Origin of the sequence: Cellulosimicrobium sp. Marseille-Q4280 (assembly GCF_943181405.1) — a bacterium.
Lineage (GTDB): Bacteria > Actinomycetota > Actinomycetes > Actinomycetales > Cellulomonadaceae > Cellulosimicrobium.
Map to the genome: position 1 here is coordinate 386,992 of NZ_CALPBY010000003.1, position 15,302 is coordinate 402,293.

Annotated in this window: 15 protein-coding genes; 7 read left to right on the forward strand and 8 right to left on the reverse strand. The window is 73.9% G+C overall.

Annotated elements, in window-relative coordinates; all coding sequences use genetic code 11:
• Positions 1-64: 64 nt before the first annotated feature.
• Both NFS20_RS10005 and ku read right to left on the reverse strand, forming a co-directional pair.
• On the reverse strand, positions 65-520 hold the full coding sequence (locus NFS20_RS10005) for a VOC family protein (protein WP_251151619.1): 456 nt from the start codon (positions 518-520) through the stop codon (positions 65-67).
• 122 nt (positions 521-642) lie between these two features.
• Positions 643-1,707: a non-homologous end joining protein Ku gene (gene ku / locus NFS20_RS10010; RefSeq protein WP_251151620.1), complete on the reverse strand. Its 1,065-nt coding sequence runs from the start codon at positions 1,705-1,707 to the stop codon at positions 643-645.
• 258 nt (positions 1,708-1,965) lie between these two features.
• Here ku and NFS20_RS10015 point away from each other — a divergent pair, with 258 nt between their 5' ends.
• Positions 1,966-2,286: a DUF1905 domain-containing protein gene (locus NFS20_RS10015; RefSeq protein WP_251151621.1), complete on the forward strand. Its 321-nt coding sequence runs from the start codon at positions 1,966-1,968 to the stop codon at positions 2,284-2,286.
• 6 nt (positions 2,287-2,292) lie between these two features.
• Here the strand turns inward: NFS20_RS10015 and NFS20_RS10020 are convergent, their stop codons facing one another.
• Positions 2,293-2,943, reverse strand: a complete 651-nt coding sequence (locus NFS20_RS10020) for a response regulator (protein WP_251151622.1) — start codon at positions 2,941-2,943, stop codon at positions 2,293-2,295.
• Complete coding sequence (locus NFS20_RS10025; protein ID WP_251151623.1) at positions 2,940-4,079, reverse strand: sensor histidine kinase; 1,140 nt, start codon at positions 4,077-4,079, stop codon at positions 2,940-2,942. The genes NFS20_RS10020 and NFS20_RS10025 overlap by 4 nt, the downstream gene beginning before the upstream one ends.
• A gap of 172 nt (positions 4,080-4,251) precedes the next feature.
• Between NFS20_RS10025 and NFS20_RS10030 the strand changes: the two genes are divergently transcribed.
• Positions 4,252-5,205, forward strand: coding sequence for an ABC transporter ATP-binding protein (locus NFS20_RS10030; RefSeq protein WP_251151624.1), 954 nt, complete (start codon positions 4,252-4,254; stop codon positions 5,203-5,205).
• Complete coding sequence (locus NFS20_RS10035; protein WP_251151625.1) at positions 5,205-6,020, forward strand: ABC transporter permease; 816 nt, start codon at positions 5,205-5,207, stop codon at positions 6,018-6,020. The genes NFS20_RS10030 and NFS20_RS10035 overlap by 1 nt, the downstream gene beginning before the upstream one ends.
• Before the next feature lie 42 nt (positions 6,021-6,062).
• Here NFS20_RS10035 and NFS20_RS10040 read toward each other — a convergent pair whose 3' ends face one another.
• Together NFS20_RS10040 and NFS20_RS10045 are read right to left on the reverse strand one after the other, a co-directional pair.
• Positions 6,063-6,722 (reverse strand): response regulator, encoded by a 660-nt coding sequence (locus tag NFS20_RS10040; RefSeq protein ID WP_251151626.1) that lies wholly within the window; start codon positions 6,720-6,722, stop codon positions 6,063-6,065.
• Positions 6,719-7,984 carry a sensor histidine kinase gene (locus NFS20_RS10045; protein WP_251151627.1) on the reverse strand — a complete coding sequence of 422 codons (1,266 nt, stop codon included), beginning with the start codon at positions 7,982-7,984 and terminating at the stop codon, positions 6,719-6,721. The genes NFS20_RS10040 and NFS20_RS10045 overlap by 4 nt, the downstream gene beginning before the upstream one ends.
• A 165-nt stretch (positions 7,985-8,149) precedes the next feature.
• On the opposite strand from NFS20_RS10045, the gene NFS20_RS10050 reads away from it, so the two are divergent.
• Together NFS20_RS10050 and NFS20_RS10055 are read left to right on the forward strand one after the other, a co-directional pair.
• Positions 8,150-8,578: a hypothetical protein gene (locus NFS20_RS10050; RefSeq protein WP_251151628.1), complete on the forward strand. Its 429-nt coding sequence runs from the start codon at positions 8,150-8,152 to the stop codon at positions 8,576-8,578.
• A complete protein-coding gene (locus NFS20_RS10055) occupies positions 8,575-10,203 on the forward strand; it encodes a multicopper oxidase family protein (RefSeq protein WP_251151629.1) in 1,629 nt (542 codons plus the stop codon). Before NFS20_RS10050 ends, NFS20_RS10055 begins: the two co-directional genes overlap by 4 nt.
• Before the next feature lie 66 nt (positions 10,204-10,269).
• On the opposite strand, the gene NFS20_RS10060 is transcribed toward NFS20_RS10055, so the two are convergent.
• Positions 10,270-10,968: a GTP pyrophosphokinase gene (locus tag NFS20_RS10060; protein ID WP_251151883.1), complete on the reverse strand. Its 699-nt coding sequence runs from the start codon at positions 10,966-10,968 to the stop codon at positions 10,270-10,272.
• 298 nt (positions 10,969-11,266) lie between these two features.
• On the opposite strand from NFS20_RS10060, the gene NFS20_RS10065 reads away from it, so the two are divergent.
• Together NFS20_RS10065 and NFS20_RS10070 are read left to right on the forward strand one after the other, a co-directional pair.
• Positions 11,267-13,930 carry an ATP-dependent DNA ligase gene (locus tag NFS20_RS10065; protein WP_251151630.1) on the forward strand — a complete coding sequence of 888 codons (2,664 nt, stop codon included), beginning with the start codon at positions 11,267-11,269 and terminating at the stop codon, positions 13,928-13,930.
• An 86-nt stretch (positions 13,931-14,016) separates the two neighbouring features.
• Positions 14,017-14,514, forward strand: a complete 498-nt coding sequence (locus NFS20_RS10070) for a nitroreductase/quinone reductase family protein (RefSeq protein WP_251151631.1) — start codon at positions 14,017-14,019, stop codon at positions 14,512-14,514.
• A 7-nt stretch (positions 14,515-14,521) separates the two neighbouring features.
• Here NFS20_RS10070 and NFS20_RS10075 read toward each other — a convergent pair whose 3' ends face one another.
• Positions 14,522-15,211, reverse strand: a complete 690-nt coding sequence (locus NFS20_RS10075; protein WP_251151632.1) for a GntR family transcriptional regulator — start codon at positions 15,209-15,211, stop codon at positions 14,522-14,524.
• Between the last annotated feature and the right edge of the window lie 91 nt (positions 15,212-15,302).

Consider the following 15,302-nt stretch of genomic DNA (forward strand, 5'->3'; position numbering starts at 1 on the left):
GACATACCTCGCACCGGTCCAGGTTCCGCGACCCAGACCGGTGTTCACCGACCGCCCGGCGAGGTCAGCCCGCGTACGCGGCGCGCAGCGGCCCGAGGTCGAGCTTGGCCTGCGTCATCATGACGTCGACGACGCGCTGGACCTTCGCGCCGTCCGGGTCCTGCAGCATCTCCAGGAACTCGACGGGCACGATCTGCCAGGAGAGCCCGAACCTGTCCTTGAGCCACCCGCACTGGGACTCCTGCCCGCCGTTCGCGGTGAGCACGTCCCAGTACCGGTCGACCTCGTCCTGGGAGTCGCACTCGACGACGAACGACACCGCCTCGGTGAAGCGGAACTGCGGACCGCCGTTGATGGCGCTGAACCGGTGCCCGGCGAGCTCGAAGTCCGCCGACACGACCGTCCCGTCGGGTTGCCGGAACATCTCGCCCACCTTCGCGTCAGGAAACGTGCTCGTGTAGAACTCCACGGCTTCCTCGAGGTTCATGTCGAACCACAGGCTCGGGACGATCGCTCGCATGGTGCCTCCTCGTGTCGGGCACGACCCGCCCGGGCCGTCACGAGGTAGGACCACGCCCGGCTCTCGAACTCATCGCCGAACGGTCCGCAGCGCTCCGCGTGGCGCGGAGCAGCACGACCTGATCAGGCGGAGGCCTTCTTGCGCGTGCTGGTGGACGCCTTCTTGGTCGTCGAGCCCGAGTTCTTCGTCCCGGACGCGCTCTTGGTGCCCGACGCGCTCTTCGTGCCCGACTTCGCCGTCGTCTTCGACCCGGACGACGCGCTCTTCCTCGACGACGAGGACGTGGACGAGGACGACGCCGAGCGGGACGTGCCCTTCCCGGAGGAGCCGCCCTTCGCCGTCGTGCCCGATCCACCGGACGACCGGGACGACGACCCGGACGAGCCCGACGAGCCCTTGCTGCTCTTCGACGACGCGACGGACTTGCGGAGCGCCTCCATGAGGTCGATGACCTCGGCACCCTCTCCCTCCTCCGCCTGCTCCCCGAACGTCTCGGCGGCGTCGAGCGCGTCACCCTTCTCGAGCTTCGCGTCGATGAGCTGGCGGAGCTGGACCTGGTAGTCGTCCTCGTACTCCTCGGGGGCGAAGTCGGCCTCGAAGCTCGCGACGAGCTGCGACGACATCGCGAGCTCCTTCTCGGTGACCTTCGCCTCGTCGTCGAGCGAGGGGAAGGCGGCGTCGCGCACCTCGTCGGCCCACAGGAGCGTCTGGATGACGAGCACGTCGTCGCGCACGCGCAGCGCGGCGAGGCGCGTGCGCTGGCGCAGCGCGAACTTCACGATCGCGGTCCGGTCGGTCTCCTCGAGGGTCCGCCGCATGAGCACGTACGCCTTGTTGGACTTCGAGTCGGGCTCGAGGTAGTAGCTGCGGTCGAGCAGCAGCGGGTCGATCTGGTCGCTCGGGACGAACTCGACGACCTCGATCTCGCGGCTGCGCTCGGCGGGCAGGGCGTCGAGGTCGTCGCCCGTGAGCACGACGGTCTGCTCGCCGTCGGTGTACGCCTTCGCGATGTTCTCGTAGGGCACGACCTCGCCGTCGATCTCGCACACCCGCCGATAGCGGATCCGACCGCCGTCCTTGTCGTGCACCTGGTGCAGCGGCACGTCGTGGTCCTCCGTCGCGGAGTACACCTTGACGGGGACGTTGACGAGTCCGAACGTGATGGCGCCCTTCCAGATGGCCCTCATCCGTCCATGGTGGCGTGCGACGCGCCCGGACGCGACCCCTCGGGGCTTGCCCGTCGTGGACGTCCGGTGCGACGCGACCCGGCACCTGCGGCCCGCGAGATAGAACGTGCGGTCGCGAGACAGGGCTCCGGGGGCTCTATCTCGCGACCGCAGGTTCTGTCTCGCGAGACCACGCTTCCCTCGTGCGCCGCGCCCGGGCCGCGTGTGGGTGGCCCGCGGAAGGATGGAACGGTGGCGACGACGACCGGGGGACGACAGATGGCTGGGACAGGCGCCGGCGGCGGGACCCGCTTCGAGTTCGAGGCCGAGCTGTGGCGCTGGGAGGCGCGCACGGACAGCTGGGTCTTCGCAGCGCTGCCGGAGGACGTGAGCGACGAGATCGCCGAGCTGCCCCTCCCGCCCGCCGGCTTCGGTTCGGTCAAGGTCGAGGTGACGATCGGCAGTTCCCGGTGGTCGACGTCCGTCTTCCCGGACGCGGGACGCAAGACCTACGTGCTGCCGGTCAAGGCCGCCGTGCGCCGCGCGGAGCAGGTGGACGTGGGCGACGTCGTCCGGATCGGCGTCGAGACCCTCCTCTGAACGTTCTCAGCCGAGGATGCCGAGGTGGAGCGCTCGCAGCACGGCGCGCGTGCGGTCCCGGGTCCCGAGCTTGAGCAGCACGGTCGACACGTGGTTCTTCACCGTCCCCTCGGCGAGGAACATGCCGTGGGCGATCTCGCGGTTGGAGTACCCGGCCGCCACGAGCCGCAGGACCTCGAGCTCGCGCTCGGTGAGGTCCTGGACGGGCACGCGGTCGTCCTCCTCCGGTTCCGCGGCGCCCGACCGCACGGCGCGCAGGAGCTGGTCGGTGATCGACGGCTGGACGAGGGTGCCGCCGTCGGCGAGCGTGCGGACCGCTCCCGTGAGCTGCTCGAGCGTGACGTCCTTGAGGAGGTAGCCGCGAGCGCCGGCGCGCAGGGCGCGCAGCACGAGGTCGTCGTCGTCGAACGTCGTGAGCACGAGCGCCGGGGTGTCGATCCCGCTCTCGCGCATCGCCTCGAGCGCCCAGATCCCGTCGTGGCGCGGCATGCGCAGGTCGAGCAGCACGACGTCGGGGGCGTGCTCGCGCACCGCCGCGAGCGCCGTCATGCCGTCCTCGGCCTCCGCGACGACCTCCACGTCGGGAGCGATCTCCAGGAGGCTGCGGATGCCCTGGCGCACGAGCGTCTGGTCGTCGACGAGCAGGACGCGGATCACCGCACGGCCTCGCGCGGAAGCACGCCCTCGCGGGCCCCGGCGAGCGTGACCTCGACGCGGAAGCCCGACGCGCCGTCGACGCGCACGGTCCCGCCGAGGGCCTCGACGCGCTCGGTGATCCCCCGCAGGCCGTTCCCCGGCTCGACGCGCCGGGCACCGCGGCCGTCGTCCTGGGCGACGAGACGGACCCGACCGTCGTCGTCGACGACCTCGATGGTGAGCGCGGTCGCCTCAGCGTGACGGATCGTGTTCGTCACGATCTCCTGCGCGGCACGCACGAGCACGACGGTCTGCTCCTCGTCGACCACGACGTCGTCGGCCACGAGCACGCGCACGCGCGGCGCGAGCACGCGCTCGACCAGCGACTCGATCGCGTCCTGCAGGCTCGGTGCGCGACGCCGCAGCTCGCCCACGGTGGCGCGCACGTCGCCCAGGAGCTCGCGCGCGACCGTCTTGGCGCGCAGCACGTGCTCCCGCGCACGCTCGCCCTCCTGGTGGCTCGCCGTCTCGAGCTCGAGCGCGAGCACCGTGAGCTGGTGGCCCAGCACGTCGTGCAGCTCGCGCGCGATGCGCAGGCGCTCGTCGGACCGGGTCGACACGTCGCGCAGGACGGCGGCCGCACGCAGCTCGACGTGCGCGGCGGCGAGCTGCTCGCGCATCCGCCTCTCGCGCTGGAGCGCGAACGTCGACCCGACGCTGGCGACCTGGATGAGCAGGTAGATGATCCCGCTGAGCACGGCGTCGGTGAACGACCCGCGCACCCCGACGGCGACGGCCACGACCACCACGTTCACGACCACGACGACGGCCGTCACGTGCATCGGGACGACGTACACGCTCACGGCCGCGACGGCGACGAGGAGGATCGGCAACCACCCGGCGCCCGGTGCGCCGAGGACGAGCGCGCCGACGAGCACGACCTGTGTGGCGAGCAGCAGGTAGGCGCGCACCGTGCCGAACCCCGCGCCGAGCACGAGCCACCCGGTGACGACCACGAACGCCGCGAACACCGCGAGCCAGGCGCCGACGGGCACCAGCACCGCCCCGGGTGCGGCGATGGGGACGAGGGCGCCGATCCCGAGCACCACGACGAGCATCGCGATGCCGGCCCACACCTCCGGGTCGATGCGTCGCATCCCCTCACCCTACGGACCGAGCGGCGTGCCGCCACGTGCCGGAAGTCATGGTCGACGGCCGTGACGACCGGCACGCGCGCGACGCCCCTCGCGCTCCGTAGCGTCGAGGAACCGCTCGCGGACCGGCCGCGGGAGAACGGACGGACCACCGACGGGAAGGACGTGGGCAGCGATGAGCGCCGTCGACGCACGAGACCTGACGAAACGCTACCGCCGCAAGCACGGGACGACGGTGGCGGTCGACCGCGTGAGCCTCGTCGCCGCGGAGGGCGAGGTCCTCGGGATCCTGGGGCCCAACGGAGCGGGAAAGACCACGACCGTCGAGATGGTCGCCGGGGTCCGCCGACCCGACGGCGGCTCGGTGCGCGTCGCCGGCCTCGACCCCTTCACCGACCGCGCGGCGGTGCGGCAGGTGCTGGGCGTCCAGCTCCAGTCCGGCTACCTGCACGGGGCGCTCACGGTGCGCGAGCTCGCGCACCTGTACCGCTCGTTCTACGGGTCGGGGCGCGACCCGGACAGGCTGGTCGAGACCCTCGGCCTCGGCGAGCAGCGCGACGTGCGCTACGAGAAGCTCTCGGGCGGCCAGCAGCAGCGGGTCGCGATCGTCCTCGCGCTCGTCGGCGACCCGCGCGTCGTGATCCTCGACGAGCTGACCACGGGCCTGGACCCGCAGGCACGCCGCCAGGTGTGGGGCGTCGTCGAGCGACTGCGTGACGACGGGGTCACGGTCCTCCTGGTCTCCCACCTCATGGAGGAGGTCGAGCGCCTGTGCGACCGGGTGACCCTGCTCGACGCCGGCCGCGTCGTCGCGCACGACACGCCCGCCGGTCTCGTCGCGGGCGCCGGGCTGGACCAGCGTGTGCGCTTCCGCGTCACCGCACCGCTCCCATCCGGGCTCCTGGACGCCGTGCCCGGGGTCGACGGCGTGGAGGTGCGCGGCGAGCAGGTCGTCGTGACCGGGCGCGGCGAGCTGCTCCAGGAGGTGAGCACCGCGCTCGTGCGCGCCGGCGTCGTCGCGACGGAGACGCGGCTCGAGCGCGCGACGCTCGACGACGCGTTCCTCGCGCTCACCGGTCGCCCGCTGGACGCCGACCCCACCGCCGTCGCGATCGAGGAGGCTGCCTGATGACCACCGTCCGCACCACGACGGCCACCGCGACCACGGGGATGCGCGGGCGTCCCACGGCCCGGCCCGGCCCGCGCGCGTGGGCCGCGCTCGTCGTGGCGGAGGCCAAGATGGTCGTCCGCGACACGGCCGGCCTCGTCATGCCCTTCGGCATGCCCGTCCTCATCCTCGTCATGTACGGGATCAGCGACGCGACGCGGATCGTCGTCCCGGACTCCGGCGGACGCACCGCGTTCGACGTCTTCGTCGTGCCGGTCGTGCTCGCGATCGTCGTCGGGATCATCGGCGTGATCAACATGCCGAGCTTCCTCGCCTCCTACCGTCGCACCGGGGTCCTCAAGCGCCTGTCCGTGACCCCGGCGTCCCCCGCGATGGTGCTCGTCGCGCAGGTCGTGGTGAGCGCCGCCCAGACCGCGCTCGGCGTCGCGCTGGCGCTCGTCGTCGCGACGGCGGCGTTCGACGCCACGATGCCGGCCTCACCCACGGCCGCGCTGGGCGTCCTCGCGCTGTGCGCGACGGCGATGTACGCCGTCGGGATGCTCGTCGCCGCGGTCTCGCCGACGCCCAACGCGGCGCTCGCGATCGGCCTCGTCGTGTTCTTCGCCTTCGGCGCGACGGGCGGCATGTTCGGCGAGGTGTCCAACCTGCCCGAGCCCGTGGCCCGCGTCGGGGAGGCGCTCCCGTTCGGGGCGTCGGTCCAGGCGCTCGGCGACGCGTGGGCCGGACAGCCGGTGGAGGCGTCGCACCTCGTCGCCCTCGGGGGGACGGTCGTCGTGTGCTCGCTCGTCGCGGCCCGCTTCTTCCGCTGGACGTGATCCGACCCCACCGTGCGCCCGGGGCGTCGGTCGCGGGAGGCGTCAGTCCCCCGGGCGCACGAGGCCCGTCTCGTAGGCGAGGACGACGAGCGCGGCGCGGTCGCGCGCGTCGAGCTTGGTGAGGAGGCGGCTCACGTAGGTCCGCGCGGTCGCGGGACTGAGGAACAGGGCACGGGCGATCTCGTCGTTGGTCAGACCTCGGCCGACGTGCTCCAGCACCTCGCGCTCGCGTGCCGTGAGGGACTCCAGGCGCCCGGCGTCGAGAGCGCGCGGGGTGCCCTCGACCGCGGCGCGCATGACCGACGCCGTGATCGCCGGGGACAGGAGCGAGCCGCCGTCGGCGACGACGCGGATCGCCGACCGCAGGTCCCCCGGCGAGACGTCCTTGAGCAGGTACCCGACGGCGCCCGACCGGATCGCCTCGACGACGTGCTCGTCCTCGTCGAACGTCGTGAGGACGAGCACCCGCACCGCGTCGAGCGCAGGGTCGGCGACGATCGCCCGCGTCGCCTCGAGGCCGTCCGTCCCGGGCATGCGGATGTCCATGAGCACCACGTCGGGACGGTGCTCGCGGACCCTCGCCACGCCCTCGCGACCCGTGCCGGCCTCGGCGACGACCTCGACGTCGCCGTCGTGCACGGCGAGCGCCCGCAGCCCTGCGCGCACGAGCTCCTGGTCGTCGACGATCACGACGCGGATCACGGCGCCAGCCTCGCCGGGAGGTCGGCGCTCACCACGAACCCGCCCCGCGCGCCGTGCCCCGCCTCGAGCCGGCCCCCCAGGAGTGCGGCACGCTCGACCATCCCCGCGATGCCCTGACCCGCACCGACGTCGGTCGCTGCGGGCACCCTCCCCGTCTCCGTCGGCCCGGCGGCACGGGTCCGGTCGTCACCGCGGACGCGGTGCCCGACGCCGTCGTCGGCGACGCGCAGGAGCAGGCGCCCGTCGACGACGTGCGCGCTCACCGCCGCACGTCGCGCGTCGGCGTGCCGCAGGACGTTCGTCAGGGACTCCTGGACGATCCGGAACGCCGCGGCGTCGATCGCGCCGTCGAGCGCGCCGGCCGGGACGTCGACGTCGAGCTCCACGTCGAGGCCCGTGGCGCGCGCGGGCCGGACGAGCACGTCGAGCCCCGCGAGCGACGTGGAGCCGCGCGGGACGGCGTCGGGCAGCGGACCGCGCAGGACCTTGACGGTCGTGCGCAGCTCGCGCAACGCCGCCGACGCCGCGTCCCCGACCTGGCCGAGCGCGGACCGTGCCGCGTCGTCGTCCCTCCCCACCGCCTCGCCCGCGACGTTCGCGTGCAGCGCGACGACCGCGAGGTGGTGACCGAGGACGTCGTGCAGGTCCCGCGCGATGCGCACGCGCTCGGCCTCGAGCCGACGGTCGGCGGCCTGCGCCTGCTCCGCCGCGGTGAGGAGGCGCACCCGTTCGGACTGCTCGCGCGCGGCCCGCGTGAGCCGGACAGCGACGCCGAGCGCGATCGCCGCCGCGACGAGCGCGACGTTCGTCACGAGCTCGTACCCGTACAGGTAGGTGACGGGCTGCCCCTCCGCCACCCGGAAGTACGCGGCCACGGCCACGAGCACCACCCCGGAGCCGACCGCCCACCACGTCCGCCCGAGCTCCGCCGCCGAGTAGAGCGCGGCCACCGCCGGCAGGGCCATCCCGATCACGGGCAGCCCGAGCGCGTAGTAGGCGAAGATCCCCAGCACCGTGAGCACGAGCATCGTGCGCGGGGCCAGACGCCGGATCGCGACGAGCGCCCCGAAGCCGACCGCGAAGACGTACGCGAGGGGCCCCGACTCCCCCGGTCCGTCGAAGTCCGCCGCGATGACGACGGCGATCGCGAGCGTCATCGCGACCGCGAGCACGCCGTCCGTGAGGCGCGGGTCGACGCCGGGACGCGCACCCGCGGCGATGACCGCCCGGCTGCGCACCGAGGCGGGCTGTGGCGCACTCATGCCGCCAGCGTACGGAGCCGGGCACCCCGAGGCATCAGCCCCCGGTCTCAGGGTGGTGTCGCCCCCGGGCGACACCGGTCGTCGCCGGACTGCGACGGGCCGCGGCGGAAACAGCCGACCGGGGCCCGATGTGACGGGTCGGGCGCCCCCGGCATCGTCGGGACCATGACATCTCCGAGCCCTGCCGCCCACCCCGCACACCCTGCACGCCCCGACGACGACACCCCGCCGACCGGTCGGCTCTCGTGGCCCACCGTGCTCGGCCTCGGCTCGATGGCCCTCCTGTGGCCGCTCACCGGCCTGCTCGGCCTCGGCAGCGGCGCGCCGCGCGCGCTGACCATCCTCGGTCTCACGGCGCTCGTGTGGGTCGCCGTCGTCGGGCTCGGCCGCGTCGCGCGCCCGGTCCTCACCCTCACGCTCGCCGGCCTCACGTTCGGCGTCGTCGCGGCGGTCGTGTCCGCGCTCGTCGGGCTCGACGGCGACCGGGCGGCCTGGACGCTCGTGCCCGCGCTCGCCCTGGACACGTTCTGGGGCTTCGTGGCCGGCGCGCTCGCGGCGGCCGTGCAGCGAGCGCGAGCCGGGGTGACCCGGTGAGGCCATCGCGCCGCCGCGGCGGTCGCCCGAGGGCGGCGCTCGCGACCGCGGCCGTGGTCGCCGCGTCGGGCCTGCTCGCCGGGTGCGCCCTCGCGCCGTCGGTCCATCCCGTCCAGGAGCAGGAGTTCACGACCGCGCTTGCGATCCCGCCGCTCGCGCCGTCGCGCGTCGTCGACGGCACGCGCATGTTCTCCCTGACCGCCCAGGAGGGCACGACGTCGTTCCTGCCCGGCGTCGAGACCCCGACCTGGGGGTTCGACGGCTCCTACCTCGGCCCGACGCTGCGGGCCGCGCGGGGCGAGCGCGTCGCGGTCGAGGTGACGAACGACCTCGACGAGCCGACGAGCGTCCACTGGCACGGCATGCACCTGCCCGCCGCGATGGACGGCGGACCGCACCAGGAGGTCGCGCCCGGCGAGACGTGGCAACCGACGTGGACGATCGACCAGCCCGCCGCGACGCTCTGGTACCACCCGCACCCGCACGGCGCGACGGAGGAGCACGTCTACCGCGGGCTCGCGGGGTTGTTCCTCCTCGACGACGACGCGTCGGCGGCAGCCTCGCTGCCGTCGCAGTACGGCGTGGACGACGTCCCGGTCGTCGTGCAGGACAAGGTGCTCGACGACGACGGGCGGCTGGACCTCGACGGCGCCGGCGAACCGGGGATCCTGGGCGACGTCGTCCTGACGAACGGGACGGTGGGCGCGTACCACGACGTGACGACGGAGCGCGTGCGGCTGCGCCTGCTCAACGGCTCGACCGCACGCACGTACCAGCTCGGGTTCGCCGACCGGGCGATGGACCTCGTCGCGACGGACGGCGGGCTGCTCGACGCGCGCGTCCGGCTCGACCAGGTGCGGCTCGCGCCGGGCGAGCGCGCGGAGGTGGTCGTCACGATGGCGCCGGGCGAGACCACGCGGCTGCACTCGTCCCCCGCCGACCTCGGGGGCGTCGCCGCGTCGTTCGCGATGGGCGGCAAGGAGGCGTTCGACGTGCTCGAGCTGCGGGCCGCGAACGTGCTCGCGCCGTCACCCGAGCCGGCGTGGGAGCCCTCGAGCCACGCCGCGACCGATGCCCTGCACGCCGAGGACGCCGCGGTCGAGCGCTCCTTCGAGCTCGCGGACCGCGAGATCAACGGCCGCCGGATGGACATGGGCCGTATCGACGAGACCGTCACCGTGGGCGACACCGAGGTCTGGACGGTGCGCAACGCGCACCCGGTGCCGCACAGCTTCCACGTGCACGACGTGCAGTTCCGCGTCCTCGACGTCGACGGCGATCCGCCGCCGGCGGTGCTGACGGGCCCCAAGGACACGATCTACCTGGAGCCGAGCCGGACCTACCGCCTGCTCCTGCGCTTCGATGACTACACCGACCCCGACGTGCCGTACATGTACCACTGCCACATGCTGCGGCACGAGGACGAGGGCATGATGGGCCAGCTCGTCGTCGTCGAGCCGGGCGGGTCTGCGGGCGAGATCCCGGCGCACGAGGGGCTCGCGCACGAGGGGGCGTCCCGCGAGAGCGCGGCGCACGACGACGCCGTCCCGGAGCCCGGGAGCGGTCCTCGTCGGATGCCGGGCGCCGGCCCGGACGACGCCGGGCACGGGCACCACGGCGGCTGACCCCCGACGCCCCGACGAGCCCGGTCGGCCCGCCTGGCGCAGGCGGGCCGGTCGGGTCAGTGGTGCTCAGCCGTCGCGACGTCGCTCGTGGAACGCCTCGTCCGCGACCTGCGCCGTCCGCATGATCGACTCGAGCATCTCGCGCGGCGAGACGAGCGCGTCAGTCGTCTCCGACGGCTCCGGCACGCCGTCGAGCTCGCGGACCTCCTCGTGGATGCGCTCCATCGTCGTGTCGAGCGTCGCGGCGACGTCCGCGGCGAGCTTGAGGGCGTCCGTGAGGTGGCTCGGGACCTCGCGCTGATACTTGTAGTAGATCTTGTGCTCGAGGCTCGCCCAGAAGTCCATGGCGATCGTGCGCAGCTGGATCTCGACGACCACGTCCTCGACCCGGTCCGAGAGGTACACGGGCACCTGGACGATGAGGTGCAGGCTCTTGTACCCGTTGCCCTTCGGGTGGGCGATGTAGTCGCGCTCCTCGAGGACGGTCATGTCGCCCTGCCCGGCGAGCATGTCCCGCACCCGGTAGATGTCCGAGACGAAGCTGCACGTCACGCGGACACCCGCGACGTCGAGCATGCTCTCGCGCACGCCCTCGGGCGTGAGGGGGATGCCCTTGCGCCGGGCCTTCGCCAGGATCGAGTCGATCGACTTGAGCCGCGACCCCACGTGCTCGATGGGGTTGTAGTCGTGGATGTGGCGGAACTCGTCGCGCAGCACGGTGATCTTCGTCATCACCTCGTCGATGCCGAACTTGTAGGTCATCATGAGGCGCCGGAGCTCCTGCACGCGCGGAGCCAGGTCCGCGGGCAGTGGCCGGTCGACCGTCGTCTCGTGCGTCACGTGCGTCCTCTCGCCGGTGCGGGCTGCGCCCGCGGGCGCGTCGGCGGCGCGCCTCTCCCACTGTCCCACGACCGCAGAGCGCCGTCGGTTCCCGTCGCGGACCACCGTGCGGAGTCCGTCCGCGACCTCTTCGCGGCTCCCCCGCATCCCGCGCGGACCTCCGCGGACCCGCGTGCCCACGGCCCGACGCGCGGGGGCCCGGCTCGCGCGCCACGATGACCTCATGTCCCCCGCACGGTCCGCCTCCTCGAGCGGCTCCTCCGGTCAGACCGTGACCGTCGACGGCCACCGGCTCAAGGTGACGAACCTCGACAAGGTCCTCTACCCCGCGACCGGGACGACGAAGGCCGACGTCCTCGCCTACCTCGCGTCCGTCGCCGACGTCATGCTCCCCCACTGCGCGAACCGCGCCGCGACGCGCAAGCGCTGGCCCGACGGCGTCGACGGCCAGGTGTTCTTCCAGAAGAACGCCGGTCAGGGCGTCCCCTCGTGGGTGCGCACGCGGCGCATCGAGCACAAGCACAGCGTCAACGACTACGTGCTCGTCAACGACCTCGCGACGCTCACGTGGCTCGGGCAGACCGGTTCCCTCGAGCTGCACGTGCCGCAGTGGCAGTTCGGGCGCACCGGCGTCCACCTCGACCCGGACCGCCTCGTGCTCGACCTCGACCCCGGTCCCGGCGCCGGGCTGCCCGAGTGCGCGGAGGTAGCCCGCCTCGCGCGGCAGATCCTCCAGGGCATGGGCCTGGACCCCCACCCGGTGACGAGCGGCTCCAAGGGCATCCACCTCTACGCCGCGCTCGACGGCAAGCAGGACGCCGCGGCCGTCTCCGCCGTCGCGCACGAGCTCGCGCGCTACCTGGAGGCCGAGCACCCCGACCTCGTCGTCAGCGACATGAAGAAGTCGCTGCGCGGCGGCAAGGTGCTCGTCGACTGGAGCCAGAACAACGGCAACAAGACGACCATCGCGCCCTACTCGCTGCGCGGGCGCGAGCACCCCACGGTCGCCGCGCCCCGCACGTGGGACGAGCTCGACGACCCCGACCTGCGACACCTCGACGCGGACGAGGTCGTCGAGCGCGTGCGCACGATCGGCGACCCGCTCGCCGCCCTCACGGCCGGCCACCTCTCGGCCCTCGAGCCCACGCCCGAGCGCATGGCGACGTTCGAGCGCAAGGGTGCCCCGGCGTCGGGCAGCGGGAGCACACCTGCCCGGGCCGACAGGTTGGCGCCCTACCGGTCGATGCGCGACGCCGCCAAGACCCCCGAGCCGGTCCCCGCCGACGCTCCCCCGACGAGCGACGGCATGAGCTTCGTCATCCAGGAGCACCACGCGCGCCGTCTGCACTGGGACTTCCGGCTCGAGCACGACGGCGTCCTCGTCAGCTGGGCGCTGCCGCGCGGCGAGCCGACCGACCCGAAGAAGAACCACCTCGCCGTCCAGACGGAGGACCACCCCCTCGCCTACGGAGCGTTCGAGGGATCCATCCCGAAGGGCGAGTACGGCGCGGGCGAGGTGACCATCTGGGACGCGGGGACCTACGAGCTCGAGAAGTGGCGCGACGGCGAAGAGGTCATCGTCACCCTCCACGGCGAGCAGCACGGCACCCGCCGCCTCGCCCTCATCCACACGCGCGGCCGCGGCGGCAAGGACGAGGAGAACAGCTGGCTCATCCACCTCATGGCCCCGAAGGGCGCGCCGGCGGACGGCGCGCGCGGGGGTGGGGGCGCGGCGGCCGAGCGGGGGGCGCCGGGTCTACCCTCCGCGGCTCGTTCCTCGCCGCTCCCGCCAGACCCGCCACGACCCGGCGCCCCCTCCTCGTCCTCCGCTTCGTCGTCGGTCACCGTGCCGTCGCGAGCCCGCACGGACTGGCGGCCCATGCTCGCTACTGCCGGGATCCCGTCCGACTTCGCCGACGGCGCCGGCGCGTGGGCGTTCGAGATGAAGTGGGACGGGTTCCGCACGCTCGCCGAGGTCTCCGCGGGATCGGTGCGGCTGATCAGCCGGTCGGGCAAGGACATGACGGTCACGTACCCCGAGCTGCAGGCGCTCGCCGAGCAGGTCCCGGCGGAGGCGCTGCCCGTGGTGCTCGACGGCGAGATCGTCGCGCTCGACGCCCAGGGGCGCCCGAGCTTCCGGCGGCTGCAGCAACGCGCGAACATCGCGAAGCCTGCGGACGTCGCCGTCGCGCGGCGCAGGGTGAAGGTCGACGTCATGGTGTTCGACGTCCTCGAGTCGGGCGGACGGTCGCACGCGAAGCGGCCCTACGACGAGCGCCGGGAGATCCTCGAGGAGCTGCTGGCGGGGGCACGTGCGCCGGTGCACGTGCCGCCCGCGTTCGACGGCGACCTCGACGCCGCGATGGGCACGTCGAAGCGGCTCGGGCTCGAGGGCGTCGTCGCGAAGCGGCGGGACAGCACGTACGTCGTCGGCCGGCGCTCGCAGCAGTGGCTCAAGCTCAAGCACGCCCGCTCGCAGGAGGTCGTCGTGGTGGGGTGGCGGCCGGGCCACGGGGACCGCACGCACCTCATGGGGTCCCTCCTGCTCGCCGTGCCCGACGACGGCCGGCTGGTCTACGTGGGCCGCGTCGGCTCGGGCTTCACGGACGGCGAGCGCCGCGAGCTCGTCGTGGAGCTCGGGAAGATCGAGCGGACGACGCCCGCCGCGGTCGGCGTGCCGCGCGAGGACGCCCGGGACGCCCGGTGGGTCTCGCCGCGGCGGGTGGCGGAGGTCGTCTACGGGGACTGGACGGGGCGGCCCGAGGGCGGCGCCGAGGACGTGGCCGACGGCGACACGCCCCTCGGCAAGCTACGTCACCCGGTGTGGAAGGGCTGGCGGCGGGACAAGTCGCCGGACGACGTCGTGGTCGAGCTGCCTCCGGCGTGACGGGGCACGAGAGGCGTTGACTCCGGCACCAGGGCACGGGACCGTGGGCGCGTCCGTGGTCACTCTCGACGCTGGAGACGCGCACCGTGCCTGATACGACGACCGACGGTCCGGAGACCGGCCCACCGCCCCGCGTGCCTCCTCGCTGGTTCGTCCGGACGGCGTGGGTGGTGCACCGGGCCTATTACCGCGTCACCGGGGGGCGGCGTGGGCTGTGGCGTCCTCGGCCCGCACGGTGGGGCACCCTCCTGCTGCGCACCGTCGGGCGGCGTTCGGGCCGGGAGCACGCCGTCATCGTCGGCTACCTCGAGGACGGGCCGAACCTCGTGACCCTCGCGATGAACGGCTGGGCGGCACCCGAGCCCGCGTGGTGGCTCAACCTCCAGGCGTTCCCCGACACGACCGTCGTGCTCCAGGGCGAGACGCGCGCCGTGCACGCCCGTGCGGCGCGTGGTGCGGAGCGCGACCGGCTCTGGGCGCAGTGGCGCGCGCTGGACGAGAAGCTCGACGGTTTCGCGGCCCGGCGGCCGACCGAGACGGCGGTGGTCGTGCTCGAGCCGCGGCGCCACGGGAACGACGCCTGACGTCGACTCAGGGTTCGGCGCGGCTCAGGGCCGCTGCCTCGCGCGACGTCCGCAGGTGCGCGACGGCACGCTCCGCGGCGGCGTCGGCGTCGCGCGCTCGGACGGCGTCGAGGAGCGCGCGGTGCTCGTCGACCATCTCGGCGAGGTCCTCGTGCTGGCCGAGGAGCCAGCGCACGCGGCTCGCGGTGACGGCGGTGATCTCGTCGAGCATGGGGTTGCCCGCCGCCGCGAGCAGGGCCTCGTGGAAGTCGGCGGCGGCGCGGCGGGCGGCGGTCGCGTCGCCGCGGGAGGCGGCACCGGCCTGGCGGTCGAGGGCGCCGTCGAGAGTGGTCAGCGCAGCGGGGTCGTGCCGCTCCGCCGCCCGACGCGCGGCCAGCTGCTCGAGCGCGGACCGGACCTCGAGGAGATGCTCGACGTCGTCGGCGGTGAAGGTCCGCACCACGGCCCACGAGCGCGGCCGGGGCGTGACGAGCCCTTCCGCGACGAGGACGCGCAGCGCCTCGCGCACCGGGACGCGGCTGACGCCGAGCTCGGCGGCGAGGTCGCGCTCGACGAGGCGGCTGCCGGGAGCCCGTGCGCCGTCGACGATCTGGTCGCGCAGCACCTGCTCGACGCGTCGGGCCTCCGGCTCGAACGGGCCGTCCGACGGCGCGCCGCCCTCGTCGGGGCGTCCCGCGCCCGTGCTCTCGGCGGTCATGCGTCCCATCCTCCCGGAGGTCCGTCGGTGCCGGTCCCCGGGCGCTCCGGATCGGCTCGGCCTCGGTCGCCGTCGATCGCAAATGGTATAC